Annotated in this window: 17 protein-coding genes and 2 pseudogenes; 3 read left to right on the top strand and 16 right to left on the bottom strand. The window is 58.5% G+C overall.

What is annotated here, in order from left to right:
• Window positions 1-119 precede the first annotated feature (119 nt).
• The 4 genes and pseudogenes from RAD10_RS34925 to RAD10_RS34910 all read right to left on the bottom strand — a co-directional run bounded on the left by RAD10_RS34925 (window position 120) and on the right by RAD10_RS34910 (window position 5,132).
• On the bottom strand, window positions 120-1,205 hold the full coding sequence (locus RAD10_RS34925; protein ID WP_129142498.1) for an AraC family transcriptional regulator: 1,086 nt from the start codon (window positions 1,203-1,205) through the stop codon (window positions 120-122).
• 124 nt (window positions 1,206-1,329) lie between these two features.
• Window positions 1,330-1,519, bottom strand: a pseudogene (locus RAD10_RS34920) (oxidoreductase); the annotation flags it as partial.
• A gap of 608 nt (window positions 1,520-2,127) precedes the next feature.
• A complete protein-coding gene (locus RAD10_RS34915) occupies window positions 2,128-3,348 on the bottom strand; it encodes a CaiB/BaiF CoA transferase family protein (RefSeq protein ID WP_129142499.1) in 1,221 nt (406 codons plus the stop codon).
• A gap of 302 nt (window positions 3,349-3,650) precedes the next feature.
• The gene (locus RAD10_RS34910) at window positions 3,651-5,132 is read right to left on the bottom strand and encodes an ABC transporter substrate-binding protein (RefSeq protein WP_164936740.1); all 1,482 of its coding nucleotides are present in this window, start codon (window positions 5,130-5,132) and stop codon (window positions 3,651-3,653) included.
• 1,283 nt (window positions 5,133-6,415) lie between these two features.
• Here RAD10_RS34910 and RAD10_RS34905 point away from each other — a divergent pair.
• Window positions 6,416-7,585, top strand: coding sequence for an NADH:flavin oxidoreductase/NADH oxidase (locus RAD10_RS34905; RefSeq protein ID WP_461620995.1), 1,170 nt, complete (start codon window positions 6,416-6,418; stop codon window positions 7,583-7,585).
• A 108-nt stretch (window positions 7,586-7,693) separates the two neighbouring features.
• On the top strand, window positions 7,694-8,149 hold the full coding sequence (locus RAD10_RS34900; protein WP_129142502.1) for a PaaI family thioesterase: 456 nt from the start codon (window positions 7,694-7,696) through the stop codon (window positions 8,147-8,149).
• 64 nt (window positions 8,150-8,213) lie between these two features.
• Here the strand turns inward: RAD10_RS34900 and RAD10_RS34895 are convergent.
• The 10 genes and pseudogenes from RAD10_RS34895 to RAD10_RS34850 form a co-directional block, all read right to left on the bottom strand.
• A pseudogene (locus tag RAD10_RS34895) lies at window positions 8,214-8,405 on the bottom strand (acyl-CoA dehydrogenase family protein); the annotation flags it as partial.
• Complete coding sequence (locus tag RAD10_RS34890) at window positions 8,375-8,680, bottom strand: hypothetical protein (protein WP_208738460.1); 306 nt, start codon at window positions 8,678-8,680, stop codon at window positions 8,375-8,377. The gene RAD10_RS34890 and the pseudogene RAD10_RS34895, both read right to left, overlap by 31 nt.
• Before the next feature lie 13 nt (window positions 8,681-8,693).
• Window positions 8,694-9,917 carry a CaiB/BaiF CoA transferase family protein gene (locus RAD10_RS34885; protein WP_129142503.1) on the bottom strand — a complete coding sequence of 408 codons (1,224 nt, stop codon included), beginning with the start codon at window positions 9,915-9,917 and terminating at the stop codon, window positions 8,694-8,696.
• A 38-nt stretch (window positions 9,918-9,955) separates the two neighbouring features.
• The gene (locus RAD10_RS34880) at window positions 9,956-10,669 is read right to left on the bottom strand and encodes an ABC transporter ATP-binding protein (RefSeq protein WP_129142504.1); all 714 of its coding nucleotides are present in this window, start codon (window positions 10,667-10,669) and stop codon (window positions 9,956-9,958) included.
• Complete coding sequence (locus RAD10_RS34875; protein WP_245509440.1) at window positions 10,659-11,444, bottom strand: ABC transporter ATP-binding protein; 786 nt, start codon at window positions 11,442-11,444, stop codon at window positions 10,659-10,661. The genes RAD10_RS34880 and RAD10_RS34875 overlap by 11 nt, the downstream gene beginning before the upstream one ends.
• Window positions 11,425-12,456, bottom strand: coding sequence for a branched-chain amino acid ABC transporter permease (locus RAD10_RS34870; RefSeq protein ID WP_129142505.1), 1,032 nt, complete (start codon window positions 12,454-12,456; stop codon window positions 11,425-11,427). The genes RAD10_RS34875 and RAD10_RS34870 overlap by 20 nt, the downstream gene beginning before the upstream one ends.
• A gap of 1 nt (window position 12,457) precedes the next feature.
• Entirely contained in the window at window positions 12,458-13,333 is an 876-nt protein-coding gene (locus tag RAD10_RS34865; protein WP_129142506.1) for a branched-chain amino acid ABC transporter permease, read from the bottom strand.
• Window positions 13,334-13,372: 39 nt separating this feature from the next.
• Window positions 13,373-14,530: an ABC transporter substrate-binding protein gene (locus RAD10_RS34860; RefSeq protein ID WP_129142507.1), complete on the bottom strand. Its 1,158-nt coding sequence runs from the start codon at window positions 14,528-14,530 to the stop codon at window positions 13,373-13,375.
• A gap of 89 nt (window positions 14,531-14,619) precedes the next feature.
• Window positions 14,620-15,324, bottom strand: a complete 705-nt coding sequence (locus RAD10_RS34855) for a dienelactone hydrolase family protein (RefSeq protein WP_245509441.1) — start codon at window positions 15,322-15,324, stop codon at window positions 14,620-14,622.
• Window positions 15,325-15,505: 181 nt separating this feature from the next.
• Window positions 15,506-16,285 carry an IclR family transcriptional regulator gene (locus RAD10_RS34850; protein WP_129142509.1) on the bottom strand — a complete coding sequence of 260 codons (780 nt, stop codon included), beginning with the start codon at window positions 16,283-16,285 and terminating at the stop codon, window positions 15,506-15,508.
• Window positions 16,286-16,390: 105 nt separating this feature from the next.
• Between RAD10_RS34850 and RAD10_RS34845 the strand changes: the two genes are divergently transcribed.
• Window positions 16,391-17,197, top strand: coding sequence for an enoyl-CoA hydratase-related protein (locus RAD10_RS34845; RefSeq protein WP_461620994.1), 807 nt, complete (start codon window positions 16,391-16,393; stop codon window positions 17,195-17,197).
• 615 nt (window positions 17,198-17,812) lie between these two features.
• On the opposite strand, the gene RAD10_RS34840 is transcribed toward RAD10_RS34845, so the two are convergent.
• The gene (locus RAD10_RS34840; protein WP_461620993.1) at window positions 17,813-17,971 is read right to left on the bottom strand and encodes a hypothetical protein; all 159 of its coding nucleotides are present in this window, start codon (window positions 17,969-17,971) and stop codon (window positions 17,813-17,815) included.
• Window positions 17,972-18,269: 298 nt separating this feature from the next.
• Window positions 18,270-18,551 (bottom strand): alpha/beta hydrolase, encoded by a 282-nt coding sequence (locus RAD10_RS34835; protein WP_461620992.1) that lies wholly within the window; start codon window positions 18,549-18,551, stop codon window positions 18,270-18,272.
• Window positions 18,552-19,020 lie beyond the last annotated feature (469 nt).

Below are 19,020 nucleotides of genomic sequence, written 5' to 3'. Positions count from 1 at the left end.
CTTTTGCCGGCCCAAGCCGCCGCCCCACATCATTTCGCTCTTACGATTAATCCTTGGAGAGGCTAAAGGCTGAAAAGCTGCGACGCCCAGCCTCGGGTAGCAGCCTTCGAGGCCGATAATTAAGTGCTATGCCTTTCAGTCAGGAAAGTATCAGTCGTAAAAAAGGACGTTTGTCGGGCTGCTCGTTTAATGCTCTGCTGATGGGCGCTCAACCTCCGAGCAAGCTTTCGGGGACATTGGCCTAATCGAGATTTCACGAAGCGACTGGCCACGCTGGCATCAGAGTATCCCAGCAGCTGGGACAATCTTGTTAAAGGAGGAGGAGGATCCTGTCTTAGGTACTTCTCCGCTGCTTGTATTCGGACAAACTCAAGAACACCCGCGAAATCGGAACCTGAAGCGGCCAATCGCCGCTGGAGCGTACGAGGTGACATGGCTAGGAGAGCCGATATTGTCGTGAGGGAGACTGTACCGGTGGACAATTGAGATGCGACTAGATGTTCCACCTGGGTTCGAAGGTCCATCCGCCACATGGGTTCTTCCTGCGCGAAGTGCCTCTTGAGCATCGCGATTTTTTCGGGATTGCTCTGCGGCAAACGTCGGACGAAGTCTGAACGACTCACGACAATTGCATCTCGACCTGAGAGATACCGGATTGGGCATTTGAAGTACCGCGCCTCCGTTCCGGCGGAAGCGCGAGGGCCATGTGCCAATTCAACCCGAATTGCGTTCCATCCTGCACCCAAGAGGGTGCGGACGTTCTTTACACAGTGGGCAACAAAGAACTCAGTAAATTGGCGAGCGATTGGACGAATGGCAGGATGCACGACTACATGCATTATGACGTTATCCTGCTCTTCAGACTTTTCGAACGTCAGCGTGTTGTTTCGGATGTGGACGAACTGGCAAGCAAGGTGAAACCTTTCGGCAAGTGTAGTCGCACCCTCCCCAAGCAGCGCCATAGGCCCAAAAAGGTGCGGATCGAGCCATTCGGCAAACTGCACTCCGGCTGCGGGGCGACCAGCTAACTCCGCCGCATCCTCCATCAGACCGATCACTAGCTTCGCTGCAATGGCAATGGGTTCACTTGATTTTCGAAGAGGAATCTCAAGCACGCCAAGGTTGAGCAGGCGTTTTTCCGTTCCCGTCTCCTCCAAAAAAGACAAGAAGCGGCGAAGGATTTGACCGTCTACAATGAGTTCCACGTGAAACTTCCTCCAGCGCTCGTTTTTCTTTAATTGGGCCGCCCTATCCTACCACTTCGTGAGACATTGTATTTGGAGAACTCTCTTTGCACTTTGGCCGGCCTAGAAGGGCATTCCTGTTACGTATGGATGCCGTTAGGCCTCCATCCACCGGGAACGCTTGGCCATTCACGTAAGAAGCTTCCTGCTGAGTCATCGCAAACTCGTTGGGCTGCCCCGCGCATTTAACGCGATTGAGCCGTCCGCTTTTGCTCGATGTCACGCTTCTGGGCGCGATCGAAAACCGGTTTAGTCATGCTGGTCTCGAAGCCCGGCAATCCCGATCAGTAGTGGCGTCGACGATTACCCCCTCTGCACTGCCACCCTCCCTTTTGATCTCTGTAATTGTTTTCCAGCGTTTCCGCACAATCCATCGCGAGGAGCTCTCTCACGCGCGAGTAGGAGCGACCCTGCTCGGCCGCTCGCCGCGCCGATGACTATGGATTTGTCCTGCAACTCCGATGCCCTCCCCCTGGCCTGCGGCGCTCATGGCATGCCAGCAGCTAATCTTTGTATGCATACTGCCTCTAAAGAAGCTCTGTGACAACTTTAAAAGTGGCGTTACGAAGACTGAGCATGCGCATTTTCCGAAGGGCGATCCGCGCAAAGGCTGCTCCTTCGAGCCGCTACAGCACTGAACATTTCGCGTGGCCTTTATTCCTCCACCGGGAGACTACCTCAAAGGTACAGACTATCGGTGGTGTCGCTATCGAAGCCACACGATGGATGAGGAGCAACGAGATAAACGCAGTTCCGGAGCGTATTGAACCTGTTGGCATTATACTCAAAAAATCTCGCTACCTTTCCTGCTCGGGAGGTTTTTAGGCCTAAGACAGAGAGCACGTGCAGGAACACCAAATGCTACGAGCACTCACTTCAGAGCTCACTGAATAGTGCCGCTCGCTTGCCATCCGTCGATTAAACCTGGCGAGAAACCCAGTTCTTCCAAAACCTCCCTAGAATTCTGGCCACGATCCGGCGCGGCCGATCGCAGCTCACTGGGGGTACGACTTAGCTGGACGGGTTGGCCAACCACTTGAATATCTCCGAGGTGGCGATGCGTGACTGTCTGGGCGATTCCAGACTGAAGAACTTGCGGGTCTGAAAAAACATCCTTCACGTCGTAGATGGGGCCGCAAGGCACACCGGCTTTGTTTAGACGCTCGATCCAAACATCGGAAGTTTCTCGCGAGAGTGCTTGGGACAATATGTCTCGTAAGGAGGATCGATTCTTGGTTCGTGCCTTGTCATCAATGAATTCTGCCTTGCTCGCATACTCGGCCAAACCCAAAACCTGGCACAAACGAAGCCACATTTCGTCACCAGCAGATGCAATATTGATATTTCCATCAGCGGTCGGGTAGACCCCCATTGGAGCCACCGTGGGATGATCATTACCGGCCTGGCCCGGAACGTCCCTTTCGATGAGCCACCGTGCTGCTTGGAAGTCCATCATTGCGATTTGGGCTTCGAGCAGCGAGGTAGATACCCACTGCCCCTTATTTGATACTTCGCGCTCGAGTAACGCGATCAGAATGCCTAAGGCGCAGTAAAGTCCAGCACTGAGATCTGCTACAGGTATGCCTGCGCGGACGGGACCTTGTCCGGCCAATCCTGTTACCGACATCAATCCACCCATGCCCTGAGCTATTTGATCGAATCCAGGGCGAAGCGCATAAGGACCCGTTTGCCCGAATCCCGAGATGCTAGCGTAGATCAGCCGCGGATTGATTTCCTTTAGGTCTTCATAGGCAATATGCAGACGCTGCTTCACGTCGGGCCTGAAGTTCTCCACTACCACGTCTGCCTTTGCGGCAAGCCGCTTCAGCAGCTCAATTCCGGCCCGATCTTTCAAATTGATACATAGGCTTCGCTTACCTCTATGCAAATTCTGGAAGTCCGCGCCGTGCCGTGGACCGCCCAAGCCGTCTCCGGGCGCAACGGTCTCCGGCGCCTCTATCTGAATCACCCGAGCGCCCCAATCGGCCAGCTGACGTACTGCAGTCGGGCCTGATCGCACGCGGGTCAAGTCAAGCACCAGGAACCTGCTTAACGGCCCATGTGTGTGGGAGGTGCCGCGTTTTCCTTCAGTTTGCAACGCCATTACGGTCGAGCTCCTAAATGTGCCGCCTGGACCGCGCGCAAGGCCGCTCCTTCTACGTCGCCTACACACCCGAAGCGCTTAAGGTACTGTAGGCCGAGAGGGCGATGGTCAAGGTGAGCCTGCACTTGGAGACTACGTTCCGAGAGTTGCAGACACGGCCCTTATCAATTGATGTCCCTGGGAGACGTGGATAGGGATTTGCTGACAGCAGTACTAACCCACAGATCGTCAGTCATCCAACCGCACACGGTGGCGCATGCAGCGCGGAACGACCCTGCTGATGCTGTGCTTCCTCTTCTCAATCAGTTCCCATCCTTCTCGATGTTCCACAGCACCGTTACCGGCGACTGAACGTTGCCTCTGATTGTCTTGCGACGGGCGGTTGGAATGTAGAACTGGCCCAGTATGACGTAAGTCGGATATTCAACTGACGCGACTTGGATGGCTTCAGCAATCGCTCTCTGCCGTTTATCGTCCAACGTACTCTCAAACTCTTTCCGGAGATCCCTTAATCGCTTATCGCAGGGCCAGCCCACCCAAGCGCTGTCACACGAAGCATTGGTAAATCCATTGAGTGCAGGATTGGATACGTCGACAGCAGAAGGATTGGTAAAAAATGCATTCCACCCAACGGGGGGTGGGTCTTTCTTGGCCCTACGCGCCACGAGTGTGGACCAATCCATGCGCTGCAGGTCGACTTTGAATCCAGCGCGCTCTAAAAGCACTTTTGCGACGGGTGCAAGATTGTTCAATACTTGTATGTCAGTCGTCGCCATGAGAACTACTGGAGTGCCGTCGTACCCCGCCTCTTTGAGCAAAGCCTTCGCTTTCTCCATATCAGAGGTGAGCTTGTCCTCCCAGCCCGTCTTCAAATCGAAAGGAGTGCCACAACCAAATAGCGCCTTGCACGTTCGGTAATACCTTGGATCACCGACTGCTGCTTTCAGAAAATCTTCCTGATTGAACGCGTATAGCACTGCCTGACGGACCTTCGCGTTGTCAAACGGCTTGTGCAGTACGTTGAAGCGAAAAGTATACTGCGCCCCGTAGTGGTCTAGTGTGACAAGTTCCAGGCTAGGGTCGCCCTCCAGCAAGGGCAACAAATCATACTGCGGTTGTTCGATCATATCGATTTCGCCGTTGATTAGGGCGTTAACCGCTGTTTGCTGATCGTTAATTGCAATCCACTCAATCTTGTCTACTTTTGCGATCTTTCCTCCTGCCAACCCCGAGGGCGGCTCGGACCTCGGCTTATACTTTGGATTTCGCACGTATACAGCCTTCTCTCCCGGCCGCCATTCGTCGTTTTTGAAGACGAAAGGCCCCGAACCAGTGGTGTCGGTCAACTGGGTACCAGGATCCAGCTCGGCAACACGCCTTGGCATGATGAAGAGAGGAGCCGACGGCTTTGAAAGGCCGATCATCAGCAGATTGGATGGTTCGGCTAGCACTATCTGAAACGACCGCTCATCAATTGCAGTGATGCTCTGGACGATTTTCATTAGGGCTTGCGCAACCTGCGGATCACGTGCTGCCCAGCGCCTAATGGAGGGGATTACATCAGCGGTGGTAACCGGCTTGCCGTCATGCCATTCGAGCCCATCGCGAAGCCTAAACGTGTAAGTGCGCTGATCGTCGCTGATGGTCCAGGTATCCACCATCTGCGGCTGTACTTGCAATTTGTCGTTCAGCGCGAACAAAGTGTCGTAAATGAGGTATCCATGGTTGCGAACGATATAGGACGTTGTCCAGACAGGATCCAGCGACTTGAGATCAGCTGCCATGACAACACGCAACGTGCTCTGAGCGCGCGCAACTTCGGATGCGCTAACTAGGCTTAGGATCGCAAATGCAAAACTGACTAAAATACGCCGGAGACCCCACATGTTGTGATTTCCCTTGAACGGTTATCGATCATTTCATGCATTCTTGAATAGGACAAAGCGCGACGTTCCGGGGGCCAAGTTAGCTCCACATGCCGCGGCAAATATTGATCGATCCTGCCATTTTGTTGATCGAAGGCGTCAATTACCTGTCCCTTGTATTCCGATTGGCGATTTGACGGCGGGATGCGGTTTCCGCTCGAAGTGACGCGCGCCGTGAGGCGGCGCTGCTCTCCTCCACGCCGCCGTTACCACGCGTCTCAGCGACGCTCAGCGAGCCAAATGACGATTTGATATATGACTTAGATCATCCGAAAAGAATCAACTGCTCTAATCTATTGTTCCAGGCGCGACGGTTGCATCGTAAGAAATGCTCACTCGGCGCTGGATTGTTTCGTACCAATTCGTTGACCTAAGGAAAGGATCGCCGCAAGGCGGCGCTTTCTGCAGTTTATCTTGCGTGGAGTCCTTGCCAGTCACGATGTCCTTGCGGTCGAGCCGAACACCTACAGCTGGGCATGGACCTTGGTCTCGAACGTGCGAGCGGTTGCCCGGTCTGGCTTCACCTTCCGAAAGCCCGGCTCTTGTGCTTATTCATCGACCCGAGTTTGAGATATCGACGACCCGCTTCGGGGGAGCGAGTCCATGACCGACTGACGAGAGAAGCCGTCGTACTTTCACTGAAGAGCCGTAAATCGGACAACCGGCAATCCGATCTCGTGCGTGGCTGCCGGTATGAGAAGCTCTTGACTGGCGCCTTTGCAGGTTCTGGGCCGAGCAGATGAACCGGCGGGCCGACAGCTCGATTTCGTTCGATCATAGAGTACTCAACGATCTCGGAGTCGAGATGGTATTCCAGAAGGTGGCACCAACCGTCGAGCGGATCGCGTAAGTGAGAGAGAAGATTCTCGCGAAATCGGGAAAGGCCTTGGCGACAATCTTTGCAGGCTATTCCGAGACCAAATAGCAGCGAGCGCGATCGACATCGGGAACGACAGAGTGATATCAGCCGTCCCGTTTATTCGGATCGCCGCTGCCACCGATCGAGGGAACGATGCGGTCTGGAAAAGCCAGAAGGGATCGCAGCATCTCTTTTCACATCTATGGAAATGCAACGTCGTCGCTGACGCGCATTGGCACGCCCGGAGTAGCCCCCTAGTCTTCCAGCCACAAGGGAGGCCGGGATGAACGAAACGCTGCTGTTCTCGCCATTACGTATTCGGGACGTCGCATTCAAGAACCGGATCGTGGTCCCGCCGATGCTGCAATACGTTGCAGAGCGCGGCTTTCCGACCCCTTGGCACATCGCCAACGCGGGCAAGTTCGCCGCGGGTGGCGCCGGTCTCGTGATAGTGGAGTCGACCAAGGTCGAACGCCGCGGCTGCGGGACGGTTGGAGACCTCGGCATCTGGGATGACAAGTTCGTCGCTCCCCTCCGCGACATCGCAAGTTTCATCAAGTCGAACGGCGCCGCAGCCGGCATCCAGCTCGGACATACGGGCCGGAAGGGAAAGGCCCGGCGCCCCTGGGAGGGAGACGGGACCCTCTCCGCTCTGGAGCTTGCGGAGGTCGAGGACGTGGACGGCTGGGATCTGATCGGTCCGAGCGCACTTGCGTTCGGCGACGGCTATGTTACGCCGCGCGCGCTGCAACGCAGCGAGATTCCCGATGCGATCGACGCCTGGGGCAAGGCGGCGGCGCGCGCCGTTCAGGCGGGATTCGACGTCGTCGAACTGCATGCCGCCCATGGCTATCTGATCCACTCGTTCCTATCGCCGGAAGCGAACCAGCGAACAGACGACTATGGCGGCAGCGAAGCCAACCGGATGAGATTTGCCATCGAGGTCGCCGAGTCCGTGCGCGCCAACTGGCCTGCGTCAAAGCCGCTGTTCGTCCGTCTTTCGATCGAGGACGAGGCGGGCTGGGGGCCGGCGGAGAACGCCAGGTTGGTGCGCATACTCAAGACGAAGGGCGTCGACGTCATCGACTGCAGCACCGGCGGCCTCAACAGCAAGGTGCCCAACTTCTTCCGCCTCAACGAGTACGGCTATCAGGTCCAGTTCGCGGACTATATCCGCCGACAAGCGGACATCATGACCATGGCGGTCGGTCTCATCATTCACGGCGATCAGGCCGAAGCAATCCTTCAAGACAAGAAGGCCGACCTCGTCGCTGTCGGTCGAGAGTTCATCCACAACCCGAACTGGGCGATGGATGCGGCGCAGAAACTGGGCGTTGACCCGACCTTCAGCTCGGTCCCGCCGCAAATGGGCTACTGGCTCGAAAAGCGGGCCCGCCGCGGCTTTGGCGGAAATCCCTCCACATGGCAAAAAGGCATCGCGGCGGATAGCTGATCTCCGCCGGGCGCGGTTGTGTAGCGACATTGCCTGTGCTGAGTGTTTGCGAGGCGCGCTGCCGCTCGCCTTCGTGAAACCACCAGCAATTGCGAGCCATCACCAGACATGTCGTACGACGACCTGATCAAACAGACCGAGGCTAGACGGCCGGCGGCGTGGGAGTTGCTCGGCGTCGGCGCCGTAGCCTACGATCAGACACGCGACCGCGTCATGATCGAATGGCATGCCGAACCGCGGCATTGCCATTCCACCGAAGGGCATCCCAAGGGCGGCATCGTGCAGGGCGGGATTGTTACGGGCTGGCTCGATGCGACCATGGCGACTGCAAGTCTGCTGCGCGGCGAAAACCTGATTACGGTCGCCAGCCTCGAGATCAAGGTCGCATTTTTGCTGCCCGCACACCCAGGCCTGTATCGGACTTTCGGCAAGGTCGTCCGGCAAGGACGCAGCGTCGGCTTCCTGGAAGCCGAGCTCCGGGATCCGAACGACGTGCTTATCGCAACGGCGAGTTCGACGGCGGCTCTACGGCCCAAGACTCCCACCGGGACCAGCCCGGCGTGATATTTTTGCAGCGCTCGGCCCTCAAAAGCCGTAGAGCCGGACCCGGATTGTCGAATGACAAGATCATAAAAGCATCCTGGAATACGACCTCGTTGGTGTCGTTCTGACCGCTCATCCGGCCGATTGGCCGACAGGTGATGCCGGGGTCTTCATGTCGACCAGGAAACAGGTCAGGCCGTACCCCCCTGTGTTCCTTGGTCGAGCCGGAGGTCCGGAACAGGCCGATCATGTAGTCCGCGATGTGCGCGCTGCTGGTCCGGACAGCAACCCTGCCAAAAGCGCTTCAGCGAGCGGCACTCCCAATGCCGCTCGGCCGGCCTCGCGAATAATGCCGAAGCCATCGCCGAGCGACGCCCCTGCCCCGCAGGCGGTCTCGGAAGCCCATGCGAGATCCAGTCCGATATCCTGAAGCGACGACCAGAGCGCCGCCTTCCGGGCATCGTCGCGCTTCAGGATTATTGTCTGCGGATCGGCCAAATCCGCAAGGACACGCGAGGCGGTATCGACAACGAGGGTTTCCGAAGCTGACATCGTCCTTTTCTCGTTAAGTGGATGAAGGGCGCGGGCCAATCACGCCCTCGGTTCGGAGCGTTGCGATTTCGGGCTCCGACATGTCGAGCATGGACGACAGTACCTCGTCGGTGTTCGCACCCAATCTCGAGGAGACCGCAGCGGGCAACCTGTCAGCACCGTGGATGCGGATCGGACTGTCCGGAATCACGATGCGTCCAAACTGCGGATGCTCGAGCCATTCCAGCATCCCGCGGGCATGCATATGCCGGTCGTTGCAGACCTCTTCCAGGTCGCGCACCGGCGCGGAGGGAACCTTGAAGTTCGCCAGCGCCGCGCAGGCCTCCTCGCGGGTGATCTTTGAGCTCCAGTCCGCGATCAGCTGGTCGGTTTCGTCCATGTTGCGAACGCGCGCAACCTTGTCCCGAAAACGCGGATCGTCGGCGAGCTCGGTACGCCCGATGGCTTGCAGCAGGGCGGCCCAATGCTTTTCGTTGGTTGCGATGATCGCGATGTAGCCGTCGCTCGCCGGATAGACATTGTAGGGCGCAGCGGACAAACCGCCGTGGCGATTGCCGGTGCGCGGCGGCGCCCTGCCGATGTCGTACATATAGCCAAGGTTGGACGCGAGCGCGGGAAATACGGCTTCCTGCATCGCCACTTCCACTAACCGCCCGACGCCCGTGATCTGCCGCTCGTATAATGCGGTCATCACGCCGGCATAGAGGTGAATGCCGCTCATGAAGTCGACCAGCGCGGGACCGGCCTTCACCGGCGGGCTATCTGGAAAACCCGTGACGCTCATCAGCCCCGACACGGCCTGAACGGTCACGTCCATCGCCAGATTGTCCTTGTCCGGACCCGACAGCCCGTAGCCGGATCCAGAGGCGTAGACCAGCCGGGGATTGAGCTCGTGGAGTACCGACCAGCCGATGCCGAGACGATCCATCACGCCGGGCGCGTAGTTTTCAAGCAGAACGTCGGCGCCCTCGGCTAGACGCTTAAGAATTTCCTTGCCCTTGGCCGATTTCAGATCGAGCGTGATGCACTTCTTGTGGCCGTTCAGCATCGCAAACGGCGCGCCCGAGCCGCGGCTGACGCTGTCGCGCTGACGAACTGGCTCGCCGGCAAGCGGCTCGATCTTGACCACTTTGGCCCCGGCTTTGGCCATCAGGTAAGTTGCGTACGGCCCTTGATAGACCTGACCAAGATCGATGACTGTAAGGCCATCGAGCGGAAGATTGCGTCGACCCTGCATGTGTCCTTCTCAGATTTCTTTGCAATAAGTTATCTCTGCTAAGCGCCGAGATAGGCTTCCTGGATGTCGGGCGCGTCGGCGATCTCGCAGGCCGATCCCTCGCGGACGATCGAGCCCACCCTCAGCACGTAGGCGCGATCGGCAATCTTAAGCGCCGCACGCATATTCTGTTCGACCAGAAGGGCCGAGAGGCCCTTGGCCCGCAGCGCGCCAATCGCGCCGAGCACGAATTTTGAGAAGAACGGCGACAAGCCGAGCGACGGCTCGTCGAACAAAATAAGCCGCGGCCGCGCCATCAGACCGCGACCGATCGCCAGCATCTGCTGCTCGCCGCCGCTTAAGTTGCCGGCGGCCTGCCCGAAGCGCTCGCGCAGGCGCGGAAACATGTTCAGGACGTCCTCGACCGAGAACACGGGGCCACTGCCGAACGCGTCGACGATCTTCAAGTTCGCCTCGACGGTCATCGACGGGAATATCTCGCGCCCCTCGGGCACGTGGCTGATCCCCGCGCGGCTGAGCTCCCAGGGCCTGCGCCCGTCGATGCGTTGTTCGGCAAACTCGATGCGCCCTGCCGTGATCGGCAAGACGCCGGAAAGTGCGTTCAACAGCGTCGTCTTGCCGGCGCCGTTGGCGCCGAGAATGGCAACGATCTCGCCGCGCTTGACGGAGAGCGAGACGCCGCGAAGCGCAACGACCTTGCCGTAAGCCGCCGATACGTCCTTAACGCTCAGCAGCGTCCCATCACTCGTCATCGTCAGCCCCCAGATATGCGGTCACGACCTCCGGATGACTGAGAACTTGATGCGGCGCGTCTACCACGACCGGCATGCCGTCGACGACGACGAGCGCACGGCCGCAGAGTTGCCGGATCACGCTCATGTCGTGCTCCACGATGAGGATGGTCCGCCCCGGCGCGATCGCACGGATCAGTGCAATGAAGTCGGCAGTCTCGCGGCCGTTCATGCCGGCGGCCGGCTCGTCTAGAAACATGATTTTCGGATCGGTCATCAATGCGATGCCGACAGCGAGCCGGCGCTGCACGCCATACGCGAGCACGCCCGCCTTTCGGTGCCGCTCTCCGTCAAGGCCGATAAGCTTGAGCACCTCCTCGACGCGAGCTTGGAAGGCCTGCTGGTCCCCGACAAAGGTTTTGCTGCCGAAGATTCGGCCCAAGACCCCGTGATGGAAGCTGGCATGGCGCCCGAACAGGAGATTTTCAAGCACCGTGCTTTCGGCAAACACCGCCGTCCTTTGGAAGGTTCGGGCGACACCCGAGCGCGCGATGTGATGCGGCGGCATCCCCGCGATCTCGCTGCCCATAATGCGGATCGATCCGCTAGTCGGGACTGTAATACCGCAGAGAATGTCGAACAACGTCGACTTGCCCGCGCCATTCGGACCGATGATGCCGAAAATCTCGCCTTCCTGAACGTCGAGGCTGACGCCGTTCAGGGCTGTCACGCCTCCATACCGCTTGACGACATCCCGGGCCGAGACGGCCGGACGCTCAGCGACTGCGATCGTCATCTGTCTTCCCTCCGAACCGGTCACGCAGGGCGACGCCCACTTGATGCAGACCCCCTGGGGCAAACATCATGATCAGAATGATGACCGACGAAAACAGCAGGATCCTTATGTTCGGATCGAGGTTCATCGCCTGAGGAATCAACGTGAACACTGCAGCACCGATGACGGGACCGATCACGAGTTGAGCGCCGCCCAGCAGCACCATCAAGAGTCCGTCAACAGTGTTTGCGACGCTGAACACCTCGGGTGTCACGATCTGGGTGTAGGGAACAGCTAGCGCGCCGGCCAACGCAGCGAACGGCGCGCTCAGCATGAATGCCTTCAGCCGGACACGCGCGACATCGACACCCACGGAGCGGGCGAGATGAGGATTCTGACGCACACTGTCCATCGCCGCGCCGAAGGGAGACCGGCGCAGGGCTACAAGGAACAGGATCGCGACCAGGAGAATGGTGGCGGTGACCGCAAAGTAGGTTGGCGGATCCGACAATTGAAGTGGACCGATCTCGATTGGTGGGAACCCGAACAGACCGAGCGGACCTCCGGTGATTTCGTCGAGATTTGTCGCCGCGACCATAGCCACGCCGGTAAGCCCCCACGAGACGATCGAGAAATACGCACCGGTCAAGCGCAGCGTAATGACGCCGATGATCGCGGCCAGCACTACGGACAAGACGAGCGCGATGAGCACCGAGACGTCGAAAGGTAGCCCCAGTTTGCCCATCCCTATCGCCGCGCCATAAGCGCCGAGACCGAAGAACAAGCATTGGCCGAGCGGGACTTCGCCGACACCACCGAGGATGATGTTGATGCTCAAGGCAAACAGGGCGAACGCGCAGGTATAGCCTGCCAGCGTTACCACAAACGGGTCGGTGAAGGTGTAACCGCACACCGCGATGACGAAGAGAGAGCAAATGGCGTAGGAGGCTTCCCGGGCGGTGCGTCCGGACCTGTTCTTGTCCGAAACAGCCACCAGTTTCCTGTCAATCATGGTGCCGAAGTGGGTCGCCATATTAGTGCCGATGCTGCTGGAGTTGACCGAGCAGTCCCTGTGGACGGAACAGCAGTGTGGCGATGACAAGCGCCCAGCCCAACGCGGGCGTCCAAGAGACGGAGACATAAGTTTCAAACAACGCGTTGGCGACACCGATCAGAAGCGCTCCCAGCATCGCGCCGGGAATACTGCCCATGCCGCCCAGAATGACGACGGTAAATCCGACGATTAGGGCGCTGTATCCCATGGTTGGGTAGATCGTCGAGATCGGCGCCAGAAGCGCACCGGCAAGACCCGCCGCGGCGACCCCGAGCACAAAGGCCAGCGTGCGTATCCAGGGTACGTCAATCCCGCAATAGAGCGCGCCGCGCGCGTTCTGGGCGACCGCGACGACCTGCTGACCTCTAATACTCAGGCGAAGCCAAAGGCCGAGGGCACCGAGCACGAGCACTGAGCAGACGAAGATGAAAACGCGCTGCGAAGTAACGAAGATCCCGAAAAATCGCATCGTGCTCTGGCCTAGCGGCGACGGCACAGCAAGCGGATCCGGCCCGAAGATCAGGATCAATCCGGCCACCGCGGCCTGACCGAGCGCGAAGGTCACGATCAATGAGCCGTGATGCGAGTTTCCGTAGAGGCTGCGCCGGATGACCATCCATTCGGTGATCGCACCGATGATCACGACGATCAGGACGGCCAACGGTACAGCGGCCAAATAGTTAAGGCCTTGCGACGCCAGCAAATAGCAGGCGTAGCCGCCCATGGCGAAGAACGCGCCATGGGCAAAGTTTGCGATGCCGACGATTCCAAAGATCAGGGTTAGGCCGACGGCGATGACCGCATAGCCGGCGCCCAGCACCAATCCGTTGACCAAGGTTTGAGCCAAAAGTTCCAAAGCCGTCGCACCTTCTACTTTTTGATCAGTGGTCGGTCCTCAATTCGCGCTGACGCGCTCAAGCTGAACGACTTCCCCGTTCTCGACTCGCTGAATGTAGAAGTACGGCGCGCGTGCCCTTCCCTTTCCGTCGAACTTCAGCAGACCACGCGGGCTCTGCCAAGCGCCTTCACGAATGACCTTCGAGATCCTGTCGTAGTCGCTATCGGTGGCCGCTTTGTCCATCGCAGAAGCGATCAGATTAATCGCTTCGAAGATCACAAGATCGCCCTTGCCGGGCAGGCTGTTGAATTTCTTTTGGTAGTTCTCCACGAATTCCTTCCCATCATGCCCCGGATCGGAGGCCATGAAGATTTCACCCGTGATGACGCCATTCATGGCCCCCTCAGAGGGCTTGATCATGCCCGCCGTTACCACCCCCGGCGACATCGCCTCAATCTTGAAGCCGCCGATTTGTCGCACCTGTTTCCAGAGCTGAGCTGCACGCGCCGGATAGGCATCGGCGACGTAAATCATGTCGGGATTGCTCGCCTTTATCTTGGTGAGGATAGACGTGAAGTCATTGGTCTCGGCATCGTAGGTCGATGTGCTGACCAGTTCGATGTCGGCTGACTTGAGGCTTTCTTTCAGCTTCTCCAGAACGGTCTTATTAAACTCAGAGTTCTCGCCCATGTAGGCCACCGTCTTGGGCTTCAAGGTTTTGACGATGTAGGCATTGAAGGCTTCCGAATTCAGCGAAACGGTATTGTTTATTTGGAATAGCCAAGGGCTGCCCTGATCGGTGATGGCATCGGCCTGTGCTGCCGCGTTAACCTGAAGAATGCGCTTCTTCGTGACGGAGGATTCCGCGAGCACGACCGAGCTGTTCGTGCCGCCGGTAATCGCCTTCACGCGACCGACGGACATCAGCTTCTGCACCGCTGCAACCCCGCCCTGCGGCGTGCCCTTTTCGTCCTCGAAGACTAGTTCGATCTTCCGGCCCCCGAGAATACCGCCGCGTTGATTAATGAGGTCCGCCGCATACTCGGCGCCGCGCTGCAACTCCTGGCCGTAAGTCGCTGCCGCGCCGCTCAGCGGCAGCGCAAGACCGATCTTTACCGGGTCGGCTGCCATCGCGTTGGGCGCGTAAGCGAGCTGCAAGGTGCTGGCAACGATGGCCCCAACCGAAAAGATGCTCCTTAGTCGATCCGCATGCATAATCGTTCTTCCCCCATGATTGTATCGCGAGGCGCACTGCGACGCCGCCGCGGCTCTCTTGAATGTATGTTCGTCTCGGGCCTTTGAGCTCAATTCAGATTGCGCTGAAAGAGATCGAACAGGCGCTCCCAATGCCGCTCGGTGCTCGCCTTGTGGTAAAGGCGACGGGTTGGAAAGGCGAAGCCGTGTTCGGCTTCCGGATAGTATTCCATCCGTCCGTTGATGCCGGTTGCCTTGATCGCCTGCGACACCTGCTCGAGCATCTCGGGCGGCGCGTAATGATCATGCTCAGCCAGAGCAAAATATATCTCGCCCTTGATCTTGTCGGTGACGAGATGAGCGGAATCCGGTTGGTCGGTGACGAGACGCGCGCCGTAGACGGAGGCGCCGGCGGCCATGCGATCGGGAAACATGCCCATCGCATAGTAGACGTAGCGGCCGCTCATGCAATAACCGACGCATCCCGTCTTGCCTTGCCGCGCCGCCGGCTCATTGGCGAGGAAGTCGAACATCGCCTGCGTGTCTTCCATCACCATGGTGTTCGTGAGGTGGCGATTGAGCTTCCACATCAGCTCGAGCTTATCCGCGCAAGCAGGATCCCACAGCCGATTGGCGTCAAGGTCGACGCAGCGGACCATGCGGTAATACATGTTGGGCATGATGACGTAGTAGCCGACCGTTGCGAGACGCCGGCACATGTCTGACAGCTCCTCGCGGAGGCCGACCGAGTCCATATAGAAGATGACGACAGGGAATGGCCCTGGACGATCCGGATGAAACACATACGTGTTCATCACCCCATCCCTGGTTCTCAGATCGACCACCTTCTCTTGCACGACTCCACCCTTTTTTAGCCATCTTGTATCCCCGCGCGTTCAAGGCGTGGGTGGGCAGGAGCATGTGCCGGGCTGAACCTGAAAGCCAGAGCTTTACAGATAAGGGTGCGTATTTACAGATATGTGAAAATGGATTTCCTCAGTTGCGAGCTTTCGTCGCGGGCGTGAGATCCTCCTGGGAGACGAATTTGTCGATGCCCTCGCGAAGTGATCTCAGGATTTGCGTTCGCTTGGAGACAAGCCGATCGACTGGCCCGCCGACGCCGATCGCCAGGATCCGGCCGTGGCGTCGCTCGGGCAACAACATGCCGATGACGCCAGCACCAGGCGTGACGGTATGAAGCGAAACGACGTAGCCCTCCTTGCGGATCTTTCGGACTTTCTGCATCAGCTCTTTCAAATCGATCTTCTTTTTCCGATCCTCTTCTTCGAAGTTGATGCGGCGCACAAGCTTCTCGATCATGTCATCCGAACGGGCGCTCAATAGCATCCATCCGAGGCCCGAACGCGCGAGGGGCCGAATCGTCCCGGGCCTCACCAAGAACTGAATCGCACGCGGCGATGGCTGAACATGGATATATTGCATGTACAGGTCGCTTTGAGTCGCGATGCTGACGGTCTCTTCCGTTTCCTTGTTGAGGTGGTTGACTAACGCGGAAATTCCGCGTTCGCCGAATAGCGCGCTCTGCACCCAGTTTCCGAGTTGCACGATACGCATGGTCGGCATGTAGGTGCGCGAATATCGGTCAAAGTCGACATAGCCAAGCACCACCATGCTCTTGAGCACCGCAGAAGCGCTTGAGACGGGGTAGCCGAAGCGCAGCGCGACCTCCTTGAGACTCAATGGCCTCTGCACTTCGTCGAAATATTCCAAGATTTCGAACAGCCGCTTGGCTGTTTTGATAACCTCTTTGGACATGGCACCCCTCTCTGCTTTTCACATAGATAGAAAACTTTTCGCCGAAACGAAAGCCGTTCTGCGCATTTCCGGTATTTGCTAGAAGGCTCCTCAACGGAGGTCACCATGGTTTCTGCCGATCAGATGAAGTTCGACGTGTCCGATCGCGTCGCGACGATCACGTTCGACCGGCCGGACAAGATGAACGCGTGGACTCCTGTCATGGAGCGCGAGCTGCGGCGCTTGATGGCGATCGCGTCCGAAGACGACGAGGTCCGCGCGATCGTGATCACCGGCGCGGGCCGGGGCTTCTGCGCCGGCGCCGACATGAGCCGCCTCTCAGACGCGTCGTCGGGAAACGCGGCCGCCGCCGCACCGGCCGTTCCCCGTTCGCGCGACGACGATCTGGGACAGCGATACAGTTACCTGCTCGCCGCTCCGAAGCCCATTATCGCCGGCATCAATGGCGCGATCGCGGGCGTCGGTCTTTGCATCGCGCTGTATTGCGATCTTCGCTTTATGGCCGCTGGTGCGAAGCTGACCACGTCCTTCTCCCGGCGTGGACTGATCGCTGAGCACGGCAGCGCCTGGATGTTACGACAGCTGATCGGACCGATGAATGCCGCGGACCTTCTGCTGTCGGGGCGGGTGGTCGAGGCCGCGGAGGCCGATCGGCTTGGACTGGTCAGGATGCTGCCCGCGGACACCTTCCGCGAGACCGTGCAGCAGACGGCATCCGATTTCGCCAACCTCTGCTCACCCCGGTCCATGCGTATCATCAAGCAGCAACTGACCGCAGCTGCCCGGCAAACTTTGGCTGAGGCCACGCAGCTCGCAAACAGGGAAGTCGCGATCTGCGGCGGAACGGAAGATTTCAAGGAGGGCGTCGCCCATTTCATCGAAAGGCGTGCACCGCGCTTCACCGGCAAGTGACTGCGCGAGCACGAGTGCCGTTCACCAAAATTGAGGTGCGGCCCGAACGCTTTCGAATAGGCGCGAATCTTCTGAGAGCTGCCGCGCCTCGCGGCCAAGCCGGACTTCGTGTCAAAGCTGCACGCATCCGGCGACAAGGCCCGCAATCAGCAGCCCCAGCGCGGCGGGCCGCCGTGGCCGAGCACCGCTATGAAAGACCCTTCAGTTGAACGGCAGCGCCAGCGCCGCGATGCTCCACAGAGAGCATCACCTGATCTTGCCGAGCTGGTGCTTTTCGTGGATTCGCGTAGCAAATCGTACAATCGCGGAGAGCCACTATTGTCAACCATTTCCATTTCAGAGGACTGAAGGCTGCCGAGTAGCGCTCGCCTGGCTCCTTGCCGAGCGCTTTCTAGATTTATTTTCGCGAGCTGATGCCGTCCGTCGTCTTGTTGGAATTTTCTGTTGGTATCGACACCGACGCGCGACTCAAACTATCGGAATTTCAATCGGTTACGCCCCTAGGCAATTGACGGCCCTGGGCACTATCAAAAGCACAATGAAAACATCGACGGAATCGGGCAGTCGCCCGTAGGAACAATGTGGCGGCGCCAGCCCAAGCAGATATGATCGACGTCAACTGCCGCGCCGCGCGACCGACATTCGAGATGCCTGCAGCGTTGCCGTGGCCGCCTCGATATCGACGATGATCGCGTTCTCGCGTAGACAACATCGTTCGTTAAACGGGCAAGAAGCCCTGTCGCCGTGCAGCGCCATCGACACGATACCGCTCATCTGACCGCAATCACTCGGCAATGGGATCAACCTCTCTGGGGCAGCGCCGCGCCCGTTGAGGAATTTCCCGCGGCTAAGTGGGATGCCATTCTCGATAACAATCTGTCGACCGCATTTCACGGGATTGTCGCGGTGTTGCGTCAGTTGAAAAGCAACGCTGGGGACGGTTCGTTAACAGCGCTTTGACGCACGGCTGGTCGCGTCGGAGACTGAAAGCGGCACTCAGGCAGCAGGGCACGGTGTCACCGGTCAGAATTCCAACCGGCTCCGATTGCACTTCGATCTATCCGCCGATTTCCTATATGAACCGCCCGGCGCGCTGGACGATGAGATCCTTGTCATTGTCGAGTGTTGCAACATGATAGGAGTTATTCAGCCACAGCAGCCTGACGTCGTCGGACCCAACGTTCTCGAGAATACGTTGTCCATTTAGTGGGGGCACGACATGGTCTTCACGGGAGTGCATCGCCAGCACCGGGCAAGTTATCCTGGAAAGTATTGCCGAAGTCGCAGTGATCAAGACAAATACCTCGCGCGCGCAGCTGACCGGCAGCTCCGAATAGGCGAGTTCGGACGCCATCGGATCCTTTATATCCGAACCTATCCCAGGAACCCGCGCTGGAGCCGACTTGTCCAGGACCAACTCCCCGCGAGCGGCGGTTCGAAAATGCCGACTGGACCGTTTATGGGAATAATGCCGCGGACGATCGTGGGAAAGCGTGCAGCCAGGTTGAGCGCCAGTGTCCCGCCCATGGATAAGCCTGCGATGAAAATAGGCCGGCGCGGGCCGACGCGAGATCCTGGCCGGGATAGGTTGCCACTCGCATCTGGAAATCACCAGGCCGGTCCGCTCGACGTCCAATCGCCGCCAGCAATCTTTCCGAGGTTGAAACGGATCGGATGCGGATGATCGTGGAAATGCGGATCGTCGACCTTGCGCTCGTTCCAGACGATTTCGAGCCGTTTCAGCGCCTCGATGACGAGGATCGCCTTCTCGATCGCGTTGGAGCACGCATCGGCCTGACCGACCCCAGGATTGTGATTCCTCG

This window comes from Bradyrhizobium sp. 23AC, from assembly GCF_054863025.1.
This window is presented reverse-complemented; position numbering and strand designations above follow the sequence as displayed.